This is a genomic window from Sphingomonas sp. ID0503, from assembly GCF_048565625.1.
In the GTDB taxonomy this organism is placed as follows: domain Bacteria; phylum Pseudomonadota; class Alphaproteobacteria; order Sphingomonadales; family Sphingomonadaceae; genus JBLZUR01.
The window spans coordinates 766,950-790,096 of the sequence record NZ_JBLZUR010000002.1 but is presented as its reverse complement, the minus strand read 5'-3'; the positions used below and the strand labels follow the sequence as shown (position 1 = coordinate 790,096).

23 protein-coding genes are annotated in these 23,147 nt (G+C 67.8%); 10 read left to right on the top strand and 13 right to left on the bottom strand.

Annotation, left to right across the window (positions count from 1 at the left end; translation table 11 throughout):
• Positions 1 to 58: 58 nt before the first annotated feature.
• The 5 genes from mmsB to ACM608_RS04785 all read right to left on the bottom strand — a co-directional run bounded on the left by mmsB (position 59) and on the right by ACM608_RS04785 (position 5,865).
• Positions 59 to 982 carry a 3-hydroxyisobutyrate dehydrogenase gene (mmsB, locus tag ACM608_RS04805; RefSeq protein ID WP_419685100.1) on the bottom strand — a complete coding sequence of 308 codons (924 nt, stop codon included), beginning with the start codon at positions 980 to 982 and terminating at the stop codon, positions 59 to 61.
• 106 nt (positions 983 to 1,088) lie between these two features.
• The gene (locus tag ACM608_RS04800; RefSeq protein ID WP_419682122.1) at positions 1,089 to 1,862 is read right to left on the bottom strand and encodes an enoyl-CoA hydratase-related protein; all 774 of its coding nucleotides are present in this window, start codon (positions 1,860 to 1,862) and stop codon (positions 1,089 to 1,091) included.
• Positions 1,863 to 1,866: 4 nt separating this feature from the next.
• Complete coding sequence (locus ACM608_RS04795) at positions 1,867 to 2,937, bottom strand: enoyl-CoA hydratase/isomerase family protein (RefSeq protein ID WP_419682121.1); 1,071 nt, start codon at positions 2,935 to 2,937, stop codon at positions 1,867 to 1,869.
• A 109-nt stretch (positions 2,938 to 3,046) separates the two neighbouring features.
• Positions 3,047 to 4,192, bottom strand: a complete 1,146-nt coding sequence (locus ACM608_RS04790) for an acyl-CoA dehydrogenase family protein (RefSeq protein ID WP_419682120.1) — start codon at positions 4,190 to 4,192, stop codon at positions 3,047 to 3,049.
• Between the two features lie 161 nt (positions 4,193 to 4,353).
• The gene (locus tag ACM608_RS04785; RefSeq protein WP_419682119.1) at positions 4,354 to 5,865 is read right to left on the bottom strand and encodes a CoA-acylating methylmalonate-semialdehyde dehydrogenase; all 1,512 of its coding nucleotides are present in this window, start codon (positions 5,863 to 5,865) and stop codon (positions 4,354 to 4,356) included.
• Positions 5,866 to 5,967: 102 nt separating this feature from the next.
• Here ACM608_RS04785 and ACM608_RS04780 point away from each other — a divergent pair, with 102 nt between their 5' ends.
• Positions 5,968 to 6,846, top strand: a complete 879-nt coding sequence (locus tag ACM608_RS04780; RefSeq protein WP_419682118.1) for a LysR family transcriptional regulator — start codon at positions 5,968 to 5,970, stop codon at positions 6,844 to 6,846.
• Here the strand turns inward: ACM608_RS04780 and ACM608_RS04775 are convergent.
• The 4 genes from ACM608_RS04775 to ACM608_RS04760 are packed head-to-tail and all read right to left on the bottom strand — an operon-like array spanning position 6,843 to position 10,977.
• On the bottom strand, positions 6,843 to 7,070 hold the full coding sequence (locus ACM608_RS04775; protein WP_419682117.1) for a ribbon-helix-helix domain-containing protein: 228 nt from the start codon (positions 7,068 to 7,070) through the stop codon (positions 6,843 to 6,845). The genes ACM608_RS04780 and ACM608_RS04775 overlap by 4 nt on opposite strands.
• The gene (phbB, locus tag ACM608_RS04770; RefSeq protein WP_419682116.1) at positions 7,067 to 7,789 is read right to left on the bottom strand and encodes an acetoacetyl-CoA reductase; all 723 of its coding nucleotides are present in this window, start codon (positions 7,787 to 7,789) and stop codon (positions 7,067 to 7,069) included. The genes ACM608_RS04775 and phbB overlap by 4 nt, the downstream gene beginning before the upstream one ends.
• A 27-nt stretch (positions 7,790 to 7,816) precedes the next feature.
• A complete protein-coding gene (gene hemH / locus ACM608_RS04765) occupies positions 7,817 to 8,785 on the bottom strand; it encodes a ferrochelatase (protein WP_419682115.1) in 969 nt (322 codons plus the stop codon).
• Entirely contained in the window at positions 8,782 to 10,977 is a 2,196-nt protein-coding gene (locus ACM608_RS04760; protein ID WP_419682114.1) for a molybdopterin cofactor-binding domain-containing protein, read from the bottom strand. Before ACM608_RS04760 ends, hemH begins: the two co-directional genes overlap by 4 nt.
• A gap of 151 nt (positions 10,978 to 11,128) precedes the next feature.
• Here ACM608_RS04760 and lgt point away from each other — a divergent pair, with 151 nt between their 5' ends.
• From lgt to ACM608_RS04735, 5 genes are all read left to right on the top strand, one after another.
• Entirely contained in the window at positions 11,129 to 11,986 is an 858-nt protein-coding gene (gene lgt / locus ACM608_RS04755; RefSeq protein WP_419682113.1) for a prolipoprotein diacylglyceryl transferase, read from the top strand.
• Positions 11,983 to 13,035, top strand: coding sequence for a class I SAM-dependent methyltransferase (locus ACM608_RS04750; RefSeq protein ID WP_419682112.1), 1,053 nt, complete (start codon positions 11,983 to 11,985; stop codon positions 13,033 to 13,035). Before lgt ends, ACM608_RS04750 begins: the two co-directional genes overlap by 4 nt.
• Complete coding sequence (locus ACM608_RS04745) at positions 13,032 to 13,544, top strand: N-acetyltransferase family protein (protein ID WP_419682111.1); 513 nt, start codon at positions 13,032 to 13,034, stop codon at positions 13,542 to 13,544. Before ACM608_RS04750 ends, ACM608_RS04745 begins: the two co-directional genes overlap by 4 nt.
• Positions 13,541 to 14,320: a peptidoglycan editing factor PgeF gene (gene pgeF, locus ACM608_RS04740; protein ID WP_419682110.1), complete on the top strand. Its 780-nt coding sequence runs from the start codon at positions 13,541 to 13,543 to the stop codon at positions 14,318 to 14,320. Before ACM608_RS04745 ends, pgeF begins: the two co-directional genes overlap by 4 nt.
• Positions 14,321 to 15,036: 716 nt before the next feature.
• Entirely contained in the window at positions 15,037 to 16,356 is a 1,320-nt protein-coding gene (locus ACM608_RS04735) for a cystathionine gamma-synthase family protein (protein ID WP_419682109.1), read from the top strand.
• Between the two features lie 18 nt (positions 16,357 to 16,374).
• On the opposite strand, the gene ACM608_RS04730 is transcribed toward ACM608_RS04735, so the two are convergent.
• From ACM608_RS04730 to ACM608_RS04715, 4 genes are all read right to left on the bottom strand, one after another.
• A complete protein-coding gene (locus ACM608_RS04730; protein WP_419682108.1) occupies positions 16,375 to 16,791 on the bottom strand; it encodes a hypothetical protein in 417 nt (138 codons plus the stop codon).
• 95 nt (positions 16,792 to 16,886) lie between these two features.
• Positions 16,887 to 17,567 carry an HAD family hydrolase gene (locus ACM608_RS04725; protein ID WP_419685098.1) on the bottom strand — a complete coding sequence of 227 codons (681 nt, stop codon included), beginning with the start codon at positions 17,565 to 17,567 and terminating at the stop codon, positions 16,887 to 16,889.
• Between the two features lie 17 nt (positions 17,568 to 17,584).
• The gene (locus ACM608_RS04720) at positions 17,585 to 18,343 is read right to left on the bottom strand and encodes an NTP transferase domain-containing protein (protein WP_419682107.1); all 759 of its coding nucleotides are present in this window, start codon (positions 18,341 to 18,343) and stop codon (positions 17,585 to 17,587) included.
• Positions 18,340 to 19,455, bottom strand: a complete 1,116-nt coding sequence (locus ACM608_RS04715; protein ID WP_419682106.1) for a CDP-alcohol phosphatidyltransferase family protein — start codon at positions 19,453 to 19,455, stop codon at positions 18,340 to 18,342. Before ACM608_RS04715 ends, ACM608_RS04720 begins: the two co-directional genes overlap by 4 nt.
• A 128-nt stretch (positions 19,456 to 19,583) precedes the next feature.
• Here ACM608_RS04715 and ACM608_RS04710 point away from each other — a divergent pair, with 128 nt between their 5' ends.
• The 4 genes from ACM608_RS04710 to ACM608_RS04695 are packed head-to-tail and all read left to right on the top strand — an operon-like array spanning position 19,584 to position 23,026.
• A complete protein-coding gene (locus ACM608_RS04710) occupies positions 19,584 to 20,690 on the top strand; it encodes an MlaE family lipid ABC transporter permease subunit (RefSeq protein ID WP_419682105.1) in 1,107 nt (368 codons plus the stop codon).
• Positions 20,687 to 21,484 (top strand): ABC transporter ATP-binding protein, encoded by a 798-nt coding sequence (locus ACM608_RS04705; RefSeq protein ID WP_419682104.1) that lies wholly within the window; start codon positions 20,687 to 20,689, stop codon positions 21,482 to 21,484. Before ACM608_RS04710 ends, ACM608_RS04705 begins: the two co-directional genes overlap by 4 nt.
• 7 nt (positions 21,485 to 21,491) lie before the next feature.
• Positions 21,492 to 22,436, top strand: coding sequence for an MlaD family protein (locus tag ACM608_RS04700; RefSeq protein WP_419682103.1), 945 nt, complete (start codon positions 21,492 to 21,494; stop codon positions 22,434 to 22,436).
• On the top strand, positions 22,436 to 23,026 hold the full coding sequence (locus ACM608_RS04695) for an ABC-type transport auxiliary lipoprotein family protein (RefSeq protein ID WP_419682102.1): 591 nt from the start codon (positions 22,436 to 22,438) through the stop codon (positions 23,024 to 23,026). Before ACM608_RS04700 ends, ACM608_RS04695 begins: the two co-directional genes overlap by 1 nt.
• Positions 23,027 to 23,147 lie beyond the last annotated feature (121 nt).

Genomic DNA, 23,147 nt, shown 5'->3' with positions numbered 1-23,147 from the left:
TTCTGCAACCCGCGACGAGAAGCGGGGGTGACGGAGAGCGTGGACGTGACCGCAGCCGTCACTTAGCGGCGGCGAGTTCCCCGTCGAGGAACTGGATGATGCCGGAGAAGTCGCGGCCACCCGCGCCGGTGTTGACCATCACCTGATAGAGCGACTCCGCGAGGCTCCCCATCGGCACCGAGGCGTTCGCTTCCTGCGCCGCCTGAAGGGCGAGCTTGAGGTCCTTCAGCTGCAGCGCGGCGGCGAACCCGCCCTCATAGCCGCGATCGGCCGGGGTTTCCGGGCCGACGCCCGGGACCGGGCAGTAGCTCGTCATCGACCAGCTCTGCCCGCTCGCCTTGGACGAGATGTCGTAGAAGGTCTGCAGGTCGAGGCCGAGCTTCTTCGCCAGCAGGAACGCCTCCGACGTCGCGACCATGGTCGCGCCGAGCAGCATGTTGTTGCAGATCTTGGCGGCCTGCCCCGCGCCCGCATCGCCCGCGCGGATCACGGCCTTGCCCATCGCCTCCAGGATCGGCTTGCCGTTTTCGAACGCCGCCTCTTCGCCGCCGACCATGAAGGTCAGCGTGCCGGCGTTCGCCGCCGCGATCCCGCCGGAGACGGGCGCGTCGAGCATGGCGATGCCCTTCTCCGCCGCCTGCGCGATCACCGCGCGGGCGGAGGCGACGTTGATGGTCGAGCAATCCATCAGCAGCGTACCGGGGGACACTGCGTTGATGATCTCGTTACTATAGACCGCGCGGACATGCGTTCCGGCAGGGAGCATCGTAACGACGAAGTCGGCACCGGTTGCGGCCTCTCGCGCGGAAGCAGCGCGGGTGCAGCCCGCCTCCTCAGCGCGGACCAGCGCCGCTTCGGCGAGGTCGAAAGCGCGGACCTCATGCCCCTTTGCCGCCAGGTTCGCGGCCATGCCGCCGCCCATATTGCCGAGCCCGATGAAACCGATCTTCGCCATATGACTCTCCTGATGTTCGTCTTTCAGACCGGATCGTCATGCTGACGAAAGTCAGCATCCACTCGCGCTCCGCTTCAGATCGGAGGGAGCACGGAATGGATTCCGGCTTTCGCCGGAATGACGAACCGCTGCGTTACTGCCCCGTCCAGTTGCCCGGACGCTTCTCCACGAAGGCGGTCATGCCCTCGGCCTTGTCGTCGGTCGCGGTCAGGCCGTTGAACAGGCGACGCTCGAACAGGATGCCGGTCGACAGCGTCGTCTCGAACGCGGCGTTGACCATCTCCTTGTTGGCGATGGCGGCGAGCGGCGGCTGGGCGGCGATCGCCTGCGCCATCTTCAGCGCCTCCTCGAACAGATCGGCAAGCGGCACGATCTTGGAGCAGAGGTTCGCCTTCTCGGCCTCGACCGCGTCCATCATCCGGCCGGTCAGGCACATGTCCATCGCCTTGGACTTGCCGACGGCGCGGGTCAGGCGCTGCGACCCGCCCATGCCGGGGGCGACGCCCAGCTTGATCTCCGGCTGGCCGAACTTCGCATTGTCGGCGACGATCATGATGTCGGCCATCATCGCCAGCTCGCACCCGCCGCCGAGCGCGAAGCCCGCGACCGCCGCGATCCACGGCTTGCGCGTGCGGGTGACATGCTCGAACCCGGCGAAGAAGTTCTCCGCATACATCTGCGCGAAGCCCTTGGGTTGCATCTCCTTGATGTCCGCGCCCGCCGCGAACGCCTTCTCGCTGCCGGTCAGGATCAGGCAGCGCTGCGCCGGATCGGCGTCATAAGCGGCGAAGGCGGCGATCAGGTCGGTCAGGACCTGCGTGTTGAGCGCGTTCAGCGCCTGCGGGCGGTTGAGGCGGACGACGGTGACCGCGCCCTGCGTTTCGACGAGGATGGTCTCATAGCTCATGGGATCAGGCTCCGGCTTCAGGCAACGGGGTCCATTCCTCGCCCGCGGGAAGCGGCGCGAAGAAGCTGTCGATCAGCGCATCGGGTGTATCGGCAACGCTCGGCGGGTTCCACTTCGGCGCGTTGTCCTTGTCGACAATCACCGCGCGTACGCCCTCGACGAAGTCGGGACGCATTAGGACGCGGGAGGCGACGGCGTATTCCATCCGCATCTCGTCGGCGAAGTCCGCGTGCTTCGCGCCCTCGACCAGTTCGCGGAGTGCCACCTTCATCGTCTGCGGCGACTTGGTGTTCATCAGCGCGATCTGCTTGGCCGCCCAGTCCGATCCGTCCGCCTCCAGCGCGGCGTAGATGTCCTCCAGCCGGTCGCTGGCGAACAGGCGGTCGATGTCGGCACGGACTTCGGCGAGCTTGCCCGCAGGTGGGGTCGTTGAGGCCGCGTCGAGGATGGCGACGACGTCCTCCGGGTTGGCGGCGATGGCGGCCTTTACCTCAGGGATGCGGTCGCTTTCGATATAGTGCGTGGCGACACCCAAAGCGATCGCGTCCGCGCCGTCGATGCGGCCGCCGGTGACCGCCAGATACTGACCGGTCCGCCCCGGCATCCGCGACAGATACCAGCCGCCCCCGACATCCGGGAACAGGCCAATACCGGTTTCCGGCATGGCGTAGACCGTCCGCTCAGTTGCGACCCGGTACTTCGCAGGCTGGCTGATGCCGACACCGCCGCCCATCGTGATGCCGTCCATGAAGGCGACGATCGGCTTCGGATAGACGAACATGAGGTGGTTGAGGCGATATTCGCGGTGCCAGAATGCAAGCGCATCGACGCCGTCGGTCTTTGCGCTTTCGGACAGGACACGGATGTCCCCGCCCGCGCAGAAGCCGCGCCCCTCGGCATGATCGACGATCACCGCCTTGACGCCTGCATCGTCCCGCCAGGCGAGCAGCGCGTCCACCATGATGTCGCACATGCCGTGCGTCAGCGCATGGATGGCTTTGGGCCGGTTCAGCGAAAGCCGCCCCGCCCCGCCATCGACGGAGACGAGGACTTCGGCAGCGTTCTCCTCGCTCACAACATTCCTCCGTTCGTCCTGAGCGTAGTCGAAGGACGGGTCACAAGAGCGCCGCCAGCAACCCGCGCTTCGACTTCGCTCAGCACGAACGGCGTGCAGTCGGTCACCATCACTGGCGCACCATTTCGCGGCCGACGATCATCTTCATGACTTCGTTGGTCCCTTCCAGGATGCGGTGGACGCGCAGATCGCGAAGAATCTTCTCGATCGGGTAGTCCTTCAGATAGCCGTAGCCCCCGTGCAGTTGCAGGGCGCGGTCGACCACCGTCCAGCCGGTGTCGGTGGCGAAGCGCTTGGCCATCGCGGCGAAGCGGGTTTTGTCGGGGGCGTTCTCCGTCACCTTGACGGCCGCGAGGTAGAGGAGCGCGCGGGCGGCCTGCAGCTCGGTCTCCATGTCGGCCAGCGTGAACTGCGTATTCTGAAAGTCGGCGATCGACTGGCCGAACTGCTTGCGGTCCTTGGTGTACTTCACCGACTCGTCGATCGCCCGCTGCGCCCCGCCCAGCGAGCAGGCACCGATGTTGAGGCGGCCGCCGTCGAGGCCCATCATCGCGATGCGGAACCCCTCACCCTCCGCGCCGACGCGGTTCTCGACGGGCACGCGCACGCCATCGAAGCTGACGAGCGCGGTCGGCTGGGTGTTCCAGCCGAGCTTCTTCTCCTGCGCGCCGAAGCTGACGCCGGGCATGTCCTTTTCGATGACGAGGCAGGTGATGCCCTTCGGACCCTCGGCGCCGGTGCGGACCATGGTCACATAGACCTCGTTCTCCCCGCCGCCGGAGATGAACTGCTTGGAACCGGTGACGACGTAATGGTCGCCGTCCAGCACCGCCTTTGTCTTGAGCGCGGCGGCGTCTGAGCCGGAGGACGGCTCGGTGAGGCAATAGGAGGCGAGCCGATCGCAGGCGATGAGCGACGGCAGGTACTTGGCCTTGACCGTGTCGTCGCCGAAGCGGTCGATCATCCACGCCGCCATGTTGTGGATCGAGATGAAGGCCGATGTGGAGGGGCAGCCATAGGCCATCGCCTCCATGATCAGCGCCGCCTCCAGCCGGCCGAGTCCGATGCCGCCGCCTGCTTCAGAGACGTAAATGCCGCCGAAGCCGAGTTCGGCCGCCGCCTTCACCACCTCACGCGGGAAATGGTGCTTCTCGTCCCACTCGCCCGCGAAGGGCGTGATGGCGTCGGCGGTGAAACGCTGCGCCATCTCCTGGATGGCGCGCTGGTCTTCGGTCAGGTCGAACTGGCTGGTCATGCTGCGGCCTTACAATATCCTTCCCGGCACAGGGAGGGGAACCGCCGGCGTAGCCGGTGGTGGAGGGGGCGTGTCGCGAGCGACCCGGCTCCCCTGCGGAGAGCCCCCTCCACCATGCTGCGCATGGTCCCCCTCCCCGTTCCGGGGAGGAGATGATCGCTTTACCCCATCGTCGGGATGACGAAGGCGCTGTCGCCGGTGCCGCCGCCGTCCGGCCAACGCTGGGTGATCGTCTTCACCTTGGTGAAGAACTTCACGCCTTCCATGCCGTGCTGGTTGGTGTCGCCGAAGGCCGAGCGCTTCCACCCGCCGAAGGTGTGGTAGGCGACCGGAACTGGGATCGGCACGTTGATGCCGACCATGCCGACATTGACGCGCGCCGCGAACTCGCGCGCCGCGTGGCCGTTGCGGGTGAAGATGGCGACGCCATTGCCGTACTGATGCTCGGAAGGCAGGCGCACCGCGTCCTCGAAGCTCTCCGCGCGGACGATCTGGAGGACCGGGCCGAAGATCTCCTCCTGATAGGAGCGCATCGAGGTCTTCACCTGATCGAACAACGTCGGGCCGACGAAGAAGCCGTCCTCATGCCCCTGCAGGCTGAAGCCGCGGCCATCGACCACCAGCTCCGCGCCCTCGTCCACACCCATCTGGATGTAGCTTTCGATCTTCGCCTTGTGCGCGGCGGTGACCACCGGGCCGTAATGCGCGTCCTTGTCGGTGGACACGCCGACGCGCAGCGCGTCGATCGCCGGGATCAGCTTCTCACGGAGCGCATTCGCCGTCTTCTCGCCGACCGGCACGACGACAGGGAGCGCCATGCAACGCTCGCCCGCCGAGCCGAAGGCGGCGCCGGCGAGGTCGTTGACCACCTGATCGAGATCGGCGTCGGGCATGACGATGCCGTGGTTCTTGGCACCGCCCATCGCCTGCACGCGCTTACCGGCGGCGACGCCGCGCTGGTAGACATAATGCGCGATGTCGGAGGAGCCGACGAAACTGACCGCCTTGATATCGGGATGGTCGAGGATCGCATCGACCATCTCCTTGTCGCCCTGCACGACCTGCAGGACGCCCTCGGGCAGGCCGGCCTCCAGCATCAGCTCGGCAAGGCGCACCGGGACCGAGGGGTCACGCTCGGACGGCTTCAGGATGAACGCGTTGCCAACTGCGATGGCGACGCCGAACATCCACATCGGGATCATCGCCGGGAAGTTGAACGGCGTGATGCCGGACACGACGCCGAGCGGCTGGCGCATCGAATAGACGTCGATGCCGGGGCCGGCGCCCTGGGTGTACTCGCCCTTCAGGACATGCGGGATGCCGCAGGCGAACTCGATCACCTCAAGGCCGCGCTGGATGTCGCCCTTGGAGTCGGCGATGACCTTGCCATGCTCGGACGAGAGCAGGTGGGCCAGCTCGTCCATGTTCTTTTCGATCAGTTCCTTGAACTTGAACATGACGCGGGCGCGGCGCTGCGGGTTGGTCGCGGCCCAGCCGACCTGCGCCTTGACGGCGACGGCCACGGCCGAGTCGAGATCGGCGGCCGAGCCGAGACCGACGCGCGCCTGCACCTTGCCGGTGTTCGGATCGAAGATGTCGCTGAAACGGGCCGCCTGTGCGGCGGACGCGCCACTGGCGAGGAAATGGGAGACGTCGCGGGGCGCGGTAGCCATCAAAGCTGTCCTCTCGTCACGGATATTCAGTCCCCGTTCGGCTTATCCGGCTGGCGCCGCAAGACCTTTGCGCGCAGGCGAGTGCTGCAATAATGCAGGTCCATGAACTGGGACGACCTGCGAATCTTCATCGCCGTGGCGCGCGCCGGACAGATCGCCAAGGCCGCCGCCGGGCTGAACATGGACGCGACGACGGTCAGCCGCCGTCTCCAGCGACTCGAGAAGGCGCTGCCCGAGGTCCTGTTCGAACGCCATCGCGACGGCCCGCGCCTGACCGAGGCGGGACAGCGGCTCGCCGACAAGGTCGGGCAGATGGACGACATCATGCAGCGGCTCGGCGAAGCCGACACGCCCGACCCCTCCGGCACGGTGCGAGTCAGCGCCTCGGAGGGGTTCGGTATCTGGTTTCTGGCGCGGCATCTCGATGCGTTCGCCGACGCCTACCCCTCGATCCACATCGATCTGGTGGCGACGAGCGGCTTCCTCAGCCCGTCCAAGCGCGAGACCGATGTGGCGATCCTCCTCGCCCGCCCCCGCAAGGGGCCGCTGGTGACGCGGAAGCTGACCGATTACGGCCTCCGCCTCTACGCGTCGCGCGGCTATGTCGAAGCGAGTGCCGCGATCCGGACGGCGGCGGACCTCCGCCAACATCGCCTGATCGGCTACATCCCCGACTTCATCTATGCGCCCGAGCTTCGCTATCTGGAGGAACTCGACGTCGGGCTGGAGCCGCATCTGCGCACGTCCAGCATCAACGCCCAGCACCAGCTTGCCGCCTCCGGCGCGGGGATCGCAATCCTGCCCTGCTTCATCGGCGACATCGATCCGACGCTGACCCGCATCCTGCCCGACATCCGCATCCAGCGTTCGTTCTGGCTGGTGACGCATCGCGATACGCGCGACCTGACGCGGACCCGATGCTTCCTCGACTGGATCGTCAAGGTGACGGCGGCCGAGCGCGACCTCCTGCTCGGCAGCTAGCGCACCGCCCGAGCCCGCTCAAACAGCCAGACCCGGATCGCGCTGGCCAGATTTGCGGGGTCCTTATGCTCGATCCGCTGGGCGTCGATCCGTGCGACCAAGGCGGAGATCGGTTGATCCTCCGCCTTCGCCGCCTCGGCCAACGCGTCCCAGAACACCGGCTCCAGACTGACGGAGGTCGCGTGGCCGGCGATCATCACCGATCGCTTGATCGGCCCGCTCAATACATGTGCTGCCCGCCGTTGATCGACAAAGTCGATCCGGTCACGAACCCGGCTCGCTCCGAACAGAGGAAGGCGACGCCGCGCGCGATCTCCTCCGCCTGACCCAGCCGCCCCACGGGGATCTTGGCGACGATCTTGCCGAGCACGTCGGCGGGAACGGCGGCGACCATGTCGGTGTCGATATAACCCGGTGCGATCGCGTTGACGGTGACGCCGAACTTCGCGCCCTCCTGCGCCAGTGCCTTGGTGAAGCCGTGGATGCCGGACTTGGCGGCGGCATAGTTCACTTGGCCGTACTGCCCCGCCTGCCCGTTGATCGACCCGATGTTGACGATCCGGCCCCAGCCCCGGTTGCGCATGCCCGAAAAGGTCGCCTTGGCGAGGTTGAAGCAGCCGCCGAGATTGGTGTCGATGACCGCCTTCCAATCCTCGTAGCTCATCTTCAGCAACGTGCCGTCGCGGGTGATGCCGGCGTTGTTGACGACGATGTCGACCTCGCCATGGCTCTCCACGATCTGGTCCACCGCCGCCTGAACCGCATCCGGATCGGACACGTCGAAGCGGCTGGTAGCGATGCCGGTGCGCTCGCTGAAGTCACGGGCCTTCGCCTCGTTGCCGGCATAGTTCGCGATCACCGTCGCGCCTTCGGCTTGCAATGCCAGGCTGATCGCCTCACCGATACCACGGGTGCCGCCGGTGACGATTGCGATGCGGGCCATAACTTCTCCTGAGGCTGAGGCCATAGGCTAGGTAGCGGGGAGCCAACCCGCAAGTTCCCGTGCGAGAATGACGCGCAACATTTCGTTGCCGTCCGCGCTGTCGTTCAGACAGGGAATGTAGGCGAAGGCGGTGCCGCCCGCTTCGAGGAACGTCTCCCGCCCGCGGATCGCGATCTCCTCCAGCGTTTCGATGCAATCGGCGGAGAAGCCGGGGCAGACCAGCGCGACGCTGCGGACGCCGCGCTTCGGCAGCTCGGCGAGCGTCGTGTCGGTCGCGGGTTCGAGCCATTTCGCCCGGCCGAAGCGCGACTGGAACACCGTCATGATCGGACGGCCGAGCGCCTCTTCAAGCAGCCGCGCGGTCTCCCGGCAATGGTCGTGATAGGGGTCGCCGAGCTTCCTTGTCCGCTCCGGCATGCCGTGGAAGCTGGCGAGAAGCGCGTCGGGCTCGAAGTCGAGCGCGGCGAGACCCTCTCGGATCGAAGCGGCGAGCGCATCGATATAGACGGGGTCCGCGTAATAGGGCGGCAGCGTGCGGATCGCGGGCTGCGCGCGCATAGCGGCGAGCGCCGTGAAGGCCGCGTCGTTCGCCGTCGCCGTCGTCGCCGCGCAATATTGCGGGTAGAGCGGGGCAAGGAGGATGCGGTCGCAGCCCTTCTCCATAAGGGCGGCGATCCCGTCCGCGATAGCCGGGCGGCCGTAGCGCATCGCATAATCGACCAGCACCCCCGGCCCGAACGCGTTCTTCAGCGCCATCGCCTGCGCGCGGGTGATCGCGGCGAGCGGAGAGCCATCCTCTCGCCAGACCAGCTTGTAGGCCTCCGCCGACTTCGCCGGGCGGGTGGTCAGCACCGCGCCGCGCAGGATCGGCTGCCAGATGATCTGCGGGATCTCGACCACGCGGCGATCCGACAGGAACTCCTTCAGGTAGCGGCGGACCGAGGCGGCGTCCGGCGCGTCGGGGGTGCCGAGATTGATGAGGAGGACGCCGATCATGCCGCTGATCCCAAGGGAAGCTGACGGATACGCTTGCCCGCCGCCGCGAACAACGCGTTGGCGATGGCGGGTGCCACCGGCGGCACCCCCAATTCTCCCGCGCCGCCCGGCGGCTCGGTGCTCGGCAGCACCGTCAACTCGATGCTGGGGCAGTCGCCGAGGCGCGGCAGCCAGATCGTGTCGAAGTTGCGGTCCTTGGCGAGCCCGCCCGCATAGGAGACCGGACGGCCGAGCGCATTGCCCAGCGCGTAGACGATGCCGCCCTCGATCACCTGCCGGACGATGTCCGGATGGATGACGCGGCCGACATCGACGGCGGCGACGATCCGGTCGACCGCGATCGCCTCCCCCTCCATCCGCGCCTCGGCGAGCATGGCGATGTGGCTGCCGAACGCGCTGTGGCAGGCGAGCCCCTGCCCGCCACCGCCCCAGCCGCCCGCCTGCGTCACGGTCGCGAGGCAGCGGGCGAGGCGCGGCTGTCCGGTCAGCATCCGCATCCGGAAGGCGAAGGGATCGACCCCGGCTTTTGCCGCCAGTTCGTCGATGAAGCTCTCCGTGAAGAAGGCGGTGTAGCCATGCGCCATGCCGTGGCCGACACCGCTCGGCACGCCGGTGTCCACGGCGTGATGATCGACCGCCAGGTTCGGGATACCGTAAGCAGGCACGGAACCCGCAACCGCCTCCGCCGCATCGCTGCGGCCGCTGGCCTCGGGAGCAAGGCGGGCGAGCAATCCGCCATCCGCCGGCGCGGCGATCCGCGCAACCAGCGTATCGACCGCTCCACCTGCGCCCAGCTTGGCAGAAAGGCGCGCGCGGGCGGGCGGGCGGTGGCGGCCGCGCACACTCTCGCTCTCGCGCGGCCAGGTCAGCTGGACCGGCTTGCCGGTCACGCGGGCGATCACCGCCGCCTGCACCGCCGCCTCATGCTCCAGCCTGCGACCGAAGCCGCCGCCCGCCGCGACGGGGTAGATGGTGACGAGGCCCGGCGTGGTGGCAAGTGCTGCGGCGACGGCGGCGCGTAGAGCTGTCGGCGCCTGTGTCGGTGCCCAGACCTCGACCCTGTCGCCCGAGATGCGGACGGTGGCGGTCAGCGGCTCGATGGTGAGATGCGGTGCGAAGCCGGTGGCGTATTCGGCGGTGACCACGCCATCGCCGAAGAGGTTGTCGGCACCCTCGCCACGCTCATGCACCCGCTCCCCCGGCTCTTCGAAGGCGAGGGTGAAAGCGCGGCGTATTGCAGCATCGTCGGGCATTGGCCCGGCGGTCGAGAAGGTCGGGCGGATCACCGCCAGCGCCCGGTCCGCCGCCCACCAGTTGTTGGCGATCGCCGCGACCCAGCCGGGGTTCTCCACGATCCCCAGCACGCCAGGGATCGCATCGGCGGGCTTGGTGGTGGTGCCGGCCAGCGTCGTCTGACCCCAGGGTCCCATGCGGACGGCGGCGTGGACCATGCCGGGCAGGCGCACGTCGGCGGCATAGCGCGCGGACCCGTCGACTTTACCCGGCAGATCGAGCCGCGGCACCGGCTGGCCGGACAGGCCGCCTTCCCCGCCCTTGCGCAGTTCGACATCTCCGGGATGGTCGAGCCTGCCCGCCTCCTCCGCCAGATCGGCGAAGCGCAGCCGGTCCTCGCCCCGGACCACGAAGCCGTCCGCGGTGTCGCAGGCGGCGGGATCGATGCCCCAGCGTGCAGCGGCAGCGCGGCAGAGCTGCGTTCGCGCAACGGCGCCTGCATGGCGGAAACGCGCCTCGAACGAACGGATCGAGGTCGATCCGGCGGTCGCGACAACCGTCGCTTTCACTGCTGCCTGCGCGCGCGATCGGTTGCGCCAGCCGTCCAGCCAGCCGGGATCGCCGGCGCCATTCTCCTTCAGGATCAGGTCATTGGCGTAGAGCGGCCCGATCGGTGCGGGCTCCACCGCCACCGTCCGCCAATCCGCGCCGAGTTCGTCCGCCAGCGCCTGTGGCAAAGCGGTCCAGATCCCCTGCCCCAGCTCCGCCTGCGGAACGGCGACGATCACCCGCCCGTCCGCGCCGATCCGCAGGAAGGCGTCGAGCACCTGCTCCCCCGGCGCGGCGGTCAGGTTGGGCAGCGTCTCGCGCGGCCACAGCGTCCAGGCGACTACCAGCCCGGCCCCCGCGCCGCCCGCCACCAGAACGTCCCGCCTGCTGATCCCGCGCCGCATCGCCATGGCGCGGTGCATAGGGGCGCGGCTGCGGAGGGGCCAGCCCCTATGCGAACGGCGGCGGGACGTAGTGCCTCCGTGAGGCAGGCGAGCAGGGGTTCCGCTTGCCTCCCCCGCCCGCCCCTTTATGGAGCGGCGAGCATCGGAGCGCCGCCACATGATCCACCTCCTCGGCCTCACCCAGGCGATCCAGTTCGAGCAGCTCGGCTTCTCGCCCGTGGCGCTCGACCTCGGCTTCTTCCAGATCCGCTGGTATTCGCTGGGCTATATCGCCGGGATCATCGCCGGCTGGTGGTATCTTCTGAAGCTGCTCGCCCGGCCCGGCGCGCCGATGGCGCGGCGTCATGCCGACGACCTCGTCTTCTACGTGACGCTCGGCATCATCCTGGGCGGGCGCATCGGCTACATACTGTTCTACCGCCCCGAAATCCTGCGTAACCCGCTGGAGATCTTCAAGCTGTGGGAGGGTGGCATGTCCTTCCACGGCGGCATGATCGGGGTCGCGATCGCCATGCTCCTCCTCGCCCGAAAGGAACGGCTGCACTGGCTGCGCGTGCCGGACTATGTCGCCTGCTGCGTGCCGTTCGGGCTGTTCTTCGTCCGGCTGGCGAACTTCGTGAACGGGGAGCTTTGGGGCCGGCCGACCACCGTGCCCTGGGGGATCGTCTTTCCGCGCACGGAAGATGGCATTCCGCGCCACCCCAGCCAACTCTACGAGGCGGCGCTGGAAGGGCCGGTGCTGTTCCTGATCCTCTGGTTCCTGTTCTGGCGCACCGACGCCCGCTACCAGCCCGGCAAGCTGACCGGCGCGTTCCTGCTGTTCTACGGGGTGGCGCGGTTCATCGTGGAGTTGTTCCGCCAGCCGGATGCCGGCCTTGAACATCTCAGCTGGGGGCTGACGATGGGGCAGACGCTCTGCGTGCCGATGATCCTGGTCGGCGGATACTTCATGGCAACCGCCAAGGGCCGCCGCCAGCGCGTCGAGCCGATCGCCGGCGGCGACAGCGTGGCGTGAGCGAAGACGCGCCTCTGCCCGAGCGGCTCGCCCGGGCGATCACGCTAGGCGGGCCGATCCCGGTGTCGCAGTTCATGGCGGCGGCGAACGCGCATTATTACGCCACGCGCGATCCGCTGGGCGCGGCTGGGGATTTCACCACCGCGCCCGAGATCAGTCAGATGTTTGGGGAGCTGGTCGGGGCGGCGCTTGCCGATGTCTGGGCGCGCGCCGGATCGCCAGAAGATGCGGTCTACGTCGAGCTTGGGCCGGGGCGAGGAACGCTTGCCGCCGATGCGTTGCGGGTAATGGCGAAGGCGGGACTCACGCCGGAGGTGCATTTCGTCGAGACCAGCCCGGTGCTGCGCAAGGCTCAGGCCGAGCGGGTGCCCGGGGCGACATGGCACGACACGATCGACAGCCTGCCCGACGCGCCGCTGTTGATCGTCGCCAACGAGTTTTTCGACGCGCTGCCCATCGTCCAGATCGTCAAGCGTGGCGAGGGCTGGGTCGAGCGGCGGGTGGCGTGCCAGGACCTCCTCTTCCTCCCTGTCGCCGGCCGCGAGACCGTCGACACGATCGTGCCGGAGGATCTGCGCGACGCGCCGGCGGGAAGCGTGATAGAGACCAGCCCCGCCTCCGTCGCCGTGATGCGCGGGCTTGCCCGAAAGCTGCGGGCACAAGGCGGCGCGATGCTGGCGATCGACTATGGCTATGAGGGGCCGGCGATCGGCGACACTTTGCAGGCGGTGCGCGGCCATGCCTTCGCCAACCCCTTCGACACGCCGGGCGAGGTCGACCTGACGGCCCATGTCGATTTCGCCACGCTCGCCGCTGCGGCTCAGGCCGAAGGGTGCCACGCCTTCGGCCCGGCCGATCAGGGTGTCTGGCTGGAGGCGCTCGGCCTCAGCGCGCGGACCGAGGCGCTATCCCGTGCGCAGCCGGGCCGCGCGGCGGAGATCGCCGCCGCCGCCGCGCGTTTGTCGAGGCCGGAGCAGATGGGAACCTTGTTCAAGGTGCTGGGCGTCGCGGCACCCGGCTGGCCAGCCCCGGCGGGATTCGCGGCATGATCGAGTACCGCGACGCCACGCCCGCCGACGCCGTGCCGCTGGACGCGATGGCGGTCGCATCGTGGATGCCGACCTTCGGCTGGTCTTACGAGGCCGACGATCTCAACGCCTATCTGGCGGAGGCTTACGGGCCGACGGGCGAGCTGACCCGTCACCTCGCCGATCCCGCCCACCGCTTCCGGGTCGCCACCGAAGGCGAGACGATCGTCGGCTACGCCAAGCTCAGCCCCATCTGGCTGCCCGGCATCGATCCCGCCTGCGCGGCGCAGCTGAGCCAGCTCTACGTCGCCTATTCGCATCACGGCACCGGCATCGCGGGGGTGCTGTTCGACTGGACGGTGGAGAACGCGAGGGCCGGTGGTGCGACGGCACTCTACCTGACAGTCTGGGAGAACAACCCGCGCGCCAAGCGCTTCTACGAGAAGGCCGGCTTCGTCCATGTCGGCGATTACGACTTCCCCGTCGGCAAGAAGATCGACCGCGACCTCATCATGCGGCTTGAACTGTGAGCGGGGTAGAGGTCATCCGCTCCGGCCTGCTCGACGGCCTGCCGCACGGCTTTCTCGGCCGGCGCGGCGGGGTGTCGGAAGGCGTGGTCGCGGGGCTGAACGTCGGCCTTGGATCAAAGGACGATCCCGTCGCCGTGTCCGAGAACCGGCGGCGTGCGGCGGGCGCGGTGCTGCCGGGCGCGACCTTGGTCACCGTCCATCAGGTCCATTCCGCCACCGCCGTCATCGCCGAGGCCGGGCCGGATGTCGCACGCCCTCATGCCGACGCCTTGGTCACCGACCGGCCGGGCATCCTCCTCGGCATCCTCACCGCCGATTGCGCGCCGGTGCTGCTCGCCGATCGGGCGGCGGGCGTGGTCGGGGCCGCCCATGCCGGGTGGAAGGGTGCCATCGGCGGGGTCGTGGACGCGACCGTCGCGCTGATGGAGACACTCGGCGCGGATCGCGGCCGGATCGCGGCGGCGATCGGACCCTGTATCGCGCGCACCTCCTATGAGGTCGACGAGGCCTTCTTCCGCCGCTTCTGCGAGGCCGATGCGGAGAACGAGCGCTTCTTCGCGGACGGCCGCGCCGGGCACCACCATTTCGACCTGGAGGGCTTCGTCGCCGGGCGGCTGGCGGCGGCCGGAGTGACGCGGATCGAGGCGCTCGGCCTCGACACCTATGCGGATGAAGCGCGGTTCTACAGCTATCGCCGCGCCACACACCGGGCTGAGGCGGATTACGGGCGGGAGATCAGCCTAATCGGTCTTCCCGGCCAGGAGGTGACCCCATAAACAACCGCTATCGGCGGGAGGGCTCAACGCCCGAAGTTGGTGGAAAGCGGACGTTGTCCTATTTGGCCTTGCGGATCAGCAGCACACTGGCCGGGACGCTCACGACAGACGAAAGTAGCGCGAGTGTCATGAGCGCTATGAACAGCATAGCAGGCCCATCGTTCGGCGGAGGCCCTTGAGGCGCTTTAGCGAGGAGAAGCGCCGCTATTGCAGCTATCAACACCGGCGGCGCCAGTGCGCAGATGACGACGGCGAGAGCGCGGCTACGCTTCGCTAATCTGCGTCCGAATAGACGAACTGCAAGCGCCGTCGCACCGAGAACCACTGTGGCAGCGACAAGGAGAAACAGCACGTCGCTCCAAGAGGAAGCTATGGGCACCCGGCATCCCTCACCGCTTTCCGCGGCAGAATGTCAGGGTCGGCGAATGTCTGCAACTGGGGCGTGAGCCAACAAGCGACTTCTATGAGTTAAGGCCTAACCAGCCGTTTCGCTGTCCTACAGCCTGCTTGCGTCGCTATGCCGCCGGAATGACCCAGCTTCACAGCTCCTGCCCCACGTTCTCCGGCCGAGCCGCTGCGCCGCCAAAAGTAGCCGACATGCAGTGATTCTGGCGTGGACGTAGCGTAAACTTCGTCAACTTCCGACCTCAACCACGCGCCCGCTTCGGTGGAGCATACCGCGCCAAGCTGCGTTCGATGCCCTAGGAGAATGACCGATGGCGAACAACGAAACCGAAGCGGACCTGACCGGTGCCACCCCGCGCCGCCGCCCGAAGCCCGATGTGCTGGAAGTGGGCGGGCGCAAGCTGAAGCCCGCGACACTGATGATGGGCCACGGCTATGACCCGGCCTTGTCCGAGGGATCGCTGAAGCCGCCGATCTTCCTCACCTCCACCTTCGTGTTCGAGAGCGCGGCGGCGGGAAAGCGCCATTTCGAAGGGGTCACCGGCAAGCGGCCGGGTGGTGCGGAGGGCTTGGTCTATTCGCGCTTCAACGGTCCGGATCAGGAGATCCTGGAGGATCGCCTCTCCGTCTGGGAGGATGCGGAGGACGCGCTCACCTTCTCCTCCGGCATGTCGGCGATTGCCACCCTGCTGCTGTCGCTGGTCAAGCCCGGCGACGTCATCGTCCACTCCGCCCCGCTCTATGCCGCGACGGAGACGCTGATCGGCCGCATCCTCGGCCGCTTCGGCGTGACGTGGCTCGATTTTCCAGCGGGCGCCACGCCGGAGGAGATCAACGCGGTGATCGACCGCGCCAAGCGCCAAGGCCGCGTCGCGCTGATCTACCTCGAAAGTCCGGCCAATCCGACCAACGCATTGGTGGACATCCAGGCTGTCGCCGCCGCGCGCGACACGCATTTCGCCGGCGTCGAGGATCGGCCGCCGGTCGTCATCGACAACACCTTTCTCGGCCCGCTCTGGCAGCAGCCGCTGCGCCACGGCGCGGACCTCGTCCTCTACAGCCTGACCAAATATGCCGGCGGGCATAGTGATCTGGTTGCGGGCGGCGTCGTGGGGTCGAAGGCGGCGATCAACCCGATCCGGGCGATGCGTAACACCATCGGCACGATCACCGACCCGCATTCCGCCTGGATGCTGCTCCGTTCGCTGGAGACGCTGGAGCTGCGGATGTCGCGGGCGGGCGAGAACGCGGCGAAGGTCTGCGCTTTCTTCCGCGACCATCCGAAGATCGACAGCGTCGGCTATCTCGGCTTTCTGGAGGAGGGAAGCAGGCAGGCGGACATCTACCGCCGCCACTGCCTGGGCGCGGGATCGACCTTCTCACTGTTCCTAAAGGGGGGTGAGCGGGAGAGCTTCGCCTTCCTCGACGCGCTGAAGATCGCCAAGCTGGCGGTCAGCCTCGGCGGGACGGAGACGCTCGCCAGCCACCCGGCCGCGATGACGCACCTGTCGGTGCCCGACGAGCGTAAGGCTGCGCTGGGAATCACCGACAGTCTGGTGCGGATTTCGGTGGGTGTGGAGGACCCGGACGACCTGATCGCGGATTTCGACCAGGCCTTGGCGCAGGTATAATCCCGTCCGAAGAGGGCGTTACGCCGCCTTGCGCTCCGGCGCTGTTACCAGCGCCGGCAGGTGCTCCATCTCCGCATCGACATGCGCGCGGATGCGGGCGAGCATGGTCAGGGCGGCGGCGCGGTAGTCATCCCAGTTGTCGAGGATGTTGGTCGCGTTCCACGCGGCGACATAGAGCCGGTATTCGGACCCGATCGCCATGCACGCCTCGCGCATCCGCGATGCGGCCGATCCCCGCTCGCCTCCGGCCGCGATGGCGGGGTCGAAGATGCGGCTGTGCTTGAAGACCTGATATTCGTTCATCGCGCGCGCCAGATCCCAGCGGAGCTTGCCGAGCGCCTGCGAACTGGGGCGGGTGTCCGCCCCGATCACCGCTTCCGCGCGGCCGACGATATCGATGATGCGGTGCTGATACGCCGCGAGATGCTTGCTCATTCAACCCTCTCCATCGGGGCGGTTATATCCTGCCTCCGATGATGGTTTTATTAACGGCTTGGTTGGAATCTGGCGATAGCGATGATCGGTTGGATTTATGCGCCCGTCGCATTTGCTCCGACCGCGATGCGGCTCCAGTCGAGGATCGGCCAGCCACGCTTTTCGGCCAAGGCCCGCAGCTTCGGGCTGGGAGTCGTGGCGAAGGCCTCGTCGGCCCATTCCAGGACAGGGGCGTCGGAGACATGGTCCGAATAGAAGCGGATCGTCGCTGTCGAACGGTCGATCCCCTCCGCCGCCATCCACGATTCGACCATGCGAAGCTTGGCGGGACCGTAGTTGTTCTCGCCGTCGATCCGCGCCGCGATCCGCGCATCGAGGCCAATGATGCTGTTGGTGGCGATGACGTCATCGAAGGCGAGCTTGCCCGCGATCGCCTCGACATAGAAGCGGTAGGAGGCGGTGGCGAGGACGAGGCGGTAGCCATCGGCGCGGTCCTGCTCGATCCGCTCCATCGCGCCCGGCAGGGCGTTGAGCCTGACCGTGCGCTCGGCGAAGCCGTCGACGATCGGGGCCAGCCTTTCCTTGGAGAGATGGGGCCCGAGGAGAAGACGCTGGTTGACCTCCTTCAGCTTGGCGCGGCTGATCAGCTTCGCCGCATAGGCGAGCATGACGAACGGCACGACGGGCGCGAACAGCAGCCGCCAGGGGGCGAGCCGCGCCGCCGCGTAGATCAGGAACGGCGTGAAGGTGCCGGTCCGCGTGATCGTCCGGTCCATGTCGTAGATGGCGAGCTTCACCGGCCCAGCACCTCGCGCGCGAGCATCAGGTCAGAATGCTTGTCGACATCGACGGCGGCGAGCGGATCGTCCAGCGCGATGGCGGCGACGCGCACGCCGATGCTCCGGCCGGCCGTCGCGACTGCGGCCGGCAGGGTTATGGTGCGGGTCAGCGCGCGAATAAGGAGCCAGGGGCCGAAGCGGGCGATCAGCTTCCAGCCCTTTTTGCGGTCCTGCTCCACCTCGCTCCACAGGCGGATCAGCGGCAGGGCCGCTGGGCCGTCGAGAGCGAAGAGGTTGGCGCCGGTCCACCAGCCGCCCTTGAACTTGAGCCAGGTCCGCTTGTTCGCCGGAAAGCGACCGAGCACCGTCTCCCGCTCGACCACCCCGACCGCCACGTCCGTCCCTTGCGAGCGCACGATGAAGGAGCGGACCGTTTTCGGCGTCAGCAATGGGTGATCGGCGGTGGTGACGAAGAGCGGCCAGGGCGCGATCTGGCTTCCCGCGATCGCCGCGACCGAACTGGCGATGCCGCCGCCGGATTTGTGGACGGTGACACGCGGATCGTCGGGCAGGACGCGCGCGATCTCCGCTACGTCCTGCGTCAGCACGCGCACCGCCGACACCGCGCCGCTGTCCAGCAGGGTCGTGGCGACCTGGGCGACCATCGGCTGTCCGCCGACGGGGATCAGCGCCTTGAGCGCCAACCCTTCGGACGCGGCGAGCGGATCGAGGCCCGGCCTGCGCCCGGCCAGTAGAATGGCGGTATGCGTCACGCCAGCCAGGAGGTGATGGCACCGCCCCTCGCCCGCCGCGCATAGGCCTGGATCAAGCGGACGAGGTGGAACAGGCAGGAGAGCGCCGTCCACCAGGCGACCAGCTCCAGCCCGGTATCCGGCCGCCCGAGCAACAGCGCGGCGATCAGGATCACCATGTTGGGGTTGCGGCGCGCGGTGATCAGGCGGAACCGGCTGTCGATCCGTTCCCAGACATGGATGTGGATGCCGTCGAAGCTGCGCATGAACGCACCCTCGATCAGCCGCTGCACCACATAGCCGATCAGGATCACCGCCATGATCGCGGTCAGGACGCCCGGGGCAAGTGGGCGACCCCACTCGTCCAGACCCATTCCCCAGGCCCAGTACCAGAAGGGCGGATGGATCAGGTCGAGGCCGTGGTCGAAGACATTGCCCCATTTGGACGAGGTGCCGGTGCAGCGCGCGAGCTTCCCGTCCACGGTGTCGAGCACCATGAACACGAAGCCGGCGGCGATCCCCGTCCAGAACCACCCCTCCTTGAACAGGAAGAAGGCGATCACGCAGAACAGCGCGCCGATGGTCGTCACCATGTTCGGGCTGATCTTCACCGCCGCCGCCCAGCGGGTCAGGTGAAAGGCGAGGCCGCGCCAGAGGTACAGGGTGAGGACGTCGGTGACGCCCTTGTATGCGCCGTCATAGCTCGCCTTCTCCACCGCGCGCGCTGTGGCGGGCGTGAGCGGCATCAGGTACGCGCTCTCCCGCTTGCGGAGCATGTGATTGTAGAGGACGGTGCCGTCCTCGGCACGCATCTCGCGCAGCCCGGCCGTACCGGCCTCCCCGCCCGCCATCGCTTCCGCGACCGCAGACGCGCTCGGCGGATCGGGGCAATGCGCCAGTGCGGGCACGCCGTTCATCGTCACGACAAGTCCCGGCTCGTTCTCAAGGAAGCGGAGCCAGGCCGGATCCCAGGCAAAGGCGAGATTGGCGAGGATCACCGCGCCGGAAGCCGGGACGGCATCGACCGGCGTCAGCCCGGCCTTCACCGCAAAGCGGCGGGCCCGTTCGGACGGGGAGAGGCCGAAAGCCCGCGTGGCGTTCTGTCCGGCGAGGATAAAGGCAGGGCGCGACATATGGAGGCGCGGCCTGCGACGATCCTGTGGCAAGATTATGATGGGGCGGTGACTTCAGGCAACCATTTCGGCGGACCAACGGTTCACGTCTTGCCCGCGAACGACTTTCGCACCACTGTCCGGACCCGATGAGCGCAGCCGCCGACTTCACTCAAGACCAGGATGGCGGCGGCACGGTGCTGCGGTTCACCGGCCCGCTGACCCTGTCGAGGATCGGCACCCTCCCCGACCGGCTGGAGAACCTTTCCGCTCCGCCTAAGACGATCGACCTTTCCGGTGTCGAGCGAATGGACACTGTGGGTGCATGGCTGATCCACCGTCTCGTTCGCGACTACGACGCGCGCATTGAAGGCGGAGACGAGGACGATCGCCAGATGATCGAGCGGCTCGGCGAACTCGATCAACCTGCCCAGCGCCGCCCCGACAAGGAAGCGAACTGGCACCGCGTGCTCCGCCAGGTCGGTGACGCCACCTCCCGCGCGGGCTACACGCTCTGGGGCCTGCTCGGCTTCTTCGGCGCGGTGCTGATCGCGTCCTGGGATTCGATCCGCTACCGCCGGCTGCGCTTCAACGCCGCCGTCCGCCAGTTCGAGGTGGTGGGTGTCGAGGCGCTGGGCATCGTCGGGCTGATGAGCTTCCTGATCGGCGTCGTCATCGCACAGCAGGGGGCGATCCAGCTGCGTCAGTTCGGGGCCGAGGTGTTCGCCATCAACCTGATCGGCCGCATCACCTTTCGCGAACTGGGCGTGTTGATGACCGCGATCATGGTCGCGGGCCGCTCCGGCTCAGCCTTCGCGGCTCAGCTCGGATCGATGAAGCTGGCGGAGGAGGTCGATGCGATGCGCACCATCGGCATCTCGCCGATGGAGGCCTTGGTCCTGCCGCGCGTATTGGCGACGGTGGTTCTCCTGCCGCTGCTCGGCTTCTACGCCTCGCTCCTTGCGCTGCTGGGCGGCGGGCTGTTCTCGTGGATTTCGCTCGACATCCCGCCGATCACCTTCGTCTCCCGCATTCGGGAGGTCGTGCCGATGACCGACGTGCTAACCGGGCTGATCAAGGCGCCGGTCTTCGGGCTGATCATCGCGATGGCCGGCTGTTTCCAGGGCATGCTGGTCGAGGGCAATGCCGAGCAGCTTGGCCTGCGCACCACCGCCGCCGTGGTGCAGTCGATCTTTCTGGTAATCGTCGTCAACGCGTTCTTCGCGGTCTTCTTCGCGGCGATCGGCTGGGTATGACGATCGCACCGCGCGACCGGCAAGGGGACATCATCACCGTCCGAGGCCTCAGGAACGGCTTCGGCGAGCAGATCGTCCACGAGAACCTCGACCTCGACGTGCGACGCGGTGAGATCCTCGGCGTGGTCGGCGGCTCGGGCACCGGCAAGTCGGTGCTGATGCGGTCGATCGTCGGTCTGCAACACCCGCTCGCCGGCGAGGTCTCGGTCTTCGGCGAGCCGATGGTCGGACGCGCCGATAGCGAAGCGAAGTCGGTGCGCAGCCGCTGGGGCGTAATGTTCCAGAACGGGGCGCTCTTCTCGACGCTGACGGTGCTGGAGAACGTCCAGGTCCCCCTGCGTGAATACCACCCGACGCTGGACGAGACGCTCTTGGACGAAATCGCTGCTTACAAGGTGGTGATGACCGGCCTCCCCGCGGATGCCGCGCCGAAGTTCCCATCCGAGCTTTCGGGCGGCATGCGGAAGCGCGCCGGCCTCGCCCGCGCTCTCGCGCTCGATCCCGAACTCCTGTTCCTCGACGAGCCGACCGCCGGCCTCGACCCGATCGGCGCGGCCGCCTTCGACCGGCTGACGCGGACGCTCGCCGACACGCTCGGCCTTACCGTGTTCCTGATCACCCATGATCTCGACACGCTGCACGCGATCTGTGATCGTGTCGCAGTGCTCGCCGACAAGCGGGTCATCGCGGTCGGAACGATCCCGGAATTGTTGGCGTTGGATCATCCGTGGATCCAGGAGTATTTCAACGGCCCACGGGGACGTGTCGCCGCAGAGGCGCATGGCGAGGCATGAGGGGCTAATGGAAACGCGATCCAACCACGTTCTCGTCGGCGGCATCGTCCTCGCGCTCGTCGTCGCGACCTTGGGCTTCATCCTGTGGATGGCGAACCTCTCGGGCGACAATACCCACCGCTACGACATCTTCTTCGGCCAGTCGGTCGACGGCCTCGCCAAGGGTTCGACGGTCACTTACGCGGGCGTTCCGTCGGGCAAGATCGAGGAGATCAAGCTGATGCCGGAAACGCCGGACCTCGTCCGCGTGCGCATCGCGGTGGATGGGGACACGCCGGTGCTGCAGGGCACCAGCGCCTCGATTGCGGGCGTCGGCTTCACCGGGGTCAGCCAGATTAACCTCGATGGCGCGGTGCGCGGCGCGCCGCCGATCACCGCGCCGGGACCACTCGGCGTGCCGGTCATCCCCACCAAGCGCAGCGGCCTCGGCGCGCTCCTCAACAGCGCGCCTGCCTTGCTGGAGCGGCTGACTTCGCTGACCGAGCGGCTGACCGCCACCCTCTCGCCCGAGAACCAGAAGTCGATCAGCGGCATCCTCGCAAATCTCGACAAGGTGACCGGCGCGCTTGGTGACCGCGCGCCGGAGATTGCCGCGACGCTCGCCGAAACACGCATCGCGATCCAGCAGGCGGGTGCCGCCGCCGAGCAGATCGGGCGGCTGGCCGGCAGCACCAACAACGTGATGCAGAGAGACGTCTCGCCCGCGATGGCTGACCTGCGCCGCGCCACCGCCTCCGCCGCCAAGACGATGGACAGTCTCGATGCGCTGATCGCCGACGCGCGGCCGGGCGTGCAGAACTTCTCCAAGACAACCGCGCCGGAGGTCGGCCTTCTCGTCCGCGATCTGCGCGACATGTCGCAGGCGCTTACCGCCGTCGCCGGCCGCCTGGATCGCGGCGGTGCGGGCGGGCTGATCGGCGGATCGAAGCTTCCGGACTATAAGGGCAAATGATGCGCAACCGGCTGAAACCCGTTCTCGCCATCCTGGCCGCGACCCCGCTCGCGGCCTGCCTCAGCTTCGGTGCGAAGCCGCCGCCGTTCCTGATGACGCTTACTCCGGCGCAGTCGGTTGCCCCCGATACGCAGCGTTCGGCAGGGCCGGGCGAGGCGATCACCGTCTACGTCCCCGGCACCCCGGCCGAACTCAACACCATCCGCGTGCCCGTCCGCTCCGGCGGCAACACCGTCACCTATCTAAAGGACGCGCAATGGGTGGAGGCGCCCGCCCGACTGTTCCAGCAACTGCTCGCCACCACGGTTGCCGCGCGCACCGGCAAGATCGTGCTGAACCCGCGTCAGGCGACGATCGACCCCGGCTACCGTATTGTCGGCGATCTCGACCATTTCGGCCTCGATTCCGACCGGATGGAGGTCGTGGTCACCTATGACGCGCTGAAGCAGGGTCGTGGCGGCGAACGCATCGACAGCCGCCGCTTCGAGGCGCGCGTGCCGGTGTCAGGCGCGACGCCGACGGCGGTGACGGCGGGCCTGAACGCAGCCGCCAACCAGGTGGCGGCGCAGGTCGCGGACTGGGTGCGGTAGAGGCGGCATCCTCCTCCGGAGGGGGAGGGGGACCGCCGAAGGCGGTGGAGGGGTAGGTTCAGCAAGGACTGGCCCTAGTCCTCGTGACACCTACCCCTCCACCACCGCTTGTCGGCGGCGG

What these genes read in the sequence shown, in the direction of transcription:
- ACM608_RS04730 (WP_419682108.1), bottom strand. Translation starts at nt 16,791, where the DNA reads ATGAGCAAGCATCTCGCGGCGTATCAGCACCGCATCATCGATATCGTC.
- ACM608_RS04710 (WP_419682105.1), top strand. Translation starts at nt 19,584, where the DNA reads ATGAGCGCAGCCGCCGACTTCACTCAAGACCAGGATGGCGGCGGCACG.
- ACM608_RS04760 (WP_419682114.1), bottom strand. Translation starts at nt 10,977, where the DNA reads ATGGCGATGCGGCGCGGGATCAGCAGGCGGGACGTTCTGGTGGCGGGC.
- ACM608_RS04715 (WP_419682106.1), bottom strand. Translation starts at nt 19,455, where the DNA reads ATGTCGCGCCCTGCCTTTATCCTCGCCGGACAGAACGCCACGCGGGCT.
- phbB (WP_419682116.1), bottom strand. Translation starts at nt 7,789, where the DNA reads ATGGCCCGCATCGCAATCGTCACCGGCGGCACCCGTGGTATCGGTGAG.
- ACM608_RS04800 (WP_419682122.1), bottom strand. Translation starts at nt 1,862, where the DNA reads ATGAGCTATGAGACCATCCTCGTCGAAACGCAGGGCGCGGTCACCGTC.
- ACM608_RS04695 (WP_419682102.1), top strand. Translation starts at nt 22,436, where the DNA reads ATGCGCAACCGGCTGAAACCCGTTCTCGCCATCCTGGCCGCGACCCCG.
- hemH (WP_419682115.1), bottom strand. Translation starts at nt 8,785, where the DNA reads ATGATCGGCGTCCTCCTCATCAATCTCGGCACCCCCGACGCGCCGGAC.
- ACM608_RS04745 (WP_419682111.1), top strand. Translation starts at nt 13,032, where the DNA reads ATGATCGAGTACCGCGACGCCACGCCCGCCGACGCCGTGCCGCTGGAC.
- ACM608_RS04785 (WP_419682119.1), bottom strand. Translation starts at nt 5,865, where the DNA reads ATGGCTACCGCGCCCCGCGACGTCTCCCATTTCCTCGCCAGTGGCGCG.
- ACM608_RS04790 (WP_419682120.1), bottom strand. Translation starts at nt 4,192, where the DNA reads ATGACCAGCCAGTTCGACCTGACCGAAGACCAGCGCGCCATCCAGGAG.
- ACM608_RS04735 (WP_419682109.1), top strand. Translation starts at nt 15,037, where the DNA reads ATGGCGAACAACGAAACCGAAGCGGACCTGACCGGTGCCACCCCGCGC.
- ACM608_RS04780 (WP_419682118.1), top strand. Translation starts at nt 5,968, where the DNA reads ATGAACTGGGACGACCTGCGAATCTTCATCGCCGTGGCGCGCGCCGGA.
- lgt (WP_419682113.1), top strand. Translation starts at nt 11,129, where the DNA reads ATGATCCACCTCCTCGGCCTCACCCAGGCGATCCAGTTCGAGCAGCTC.
- ACM608_RS04705 (WP_419682104.1), top strand. Translation starts at nt 20,687, where the DNA reads ATGACGATCGCACCGCGCGACCGGCAAGGGGACATCATCACCGTCCGA.
- ACM608_RS04725 (WP_419685098.1), bottom strand. Translation starts at nt 17,567, where the DNA reads ATGGACCGGACGATCACGCGGACCGGCACCTTCACGCCGTTCCTGATC.
- ACM608_RS04700 (WP_419682103.1), top strand. Translation starts at nt 21,492, where the DNA reads ATGGAAACGCGATCCAACCACGTTCTCGTCGGCGGCATCGTCCTCGCG.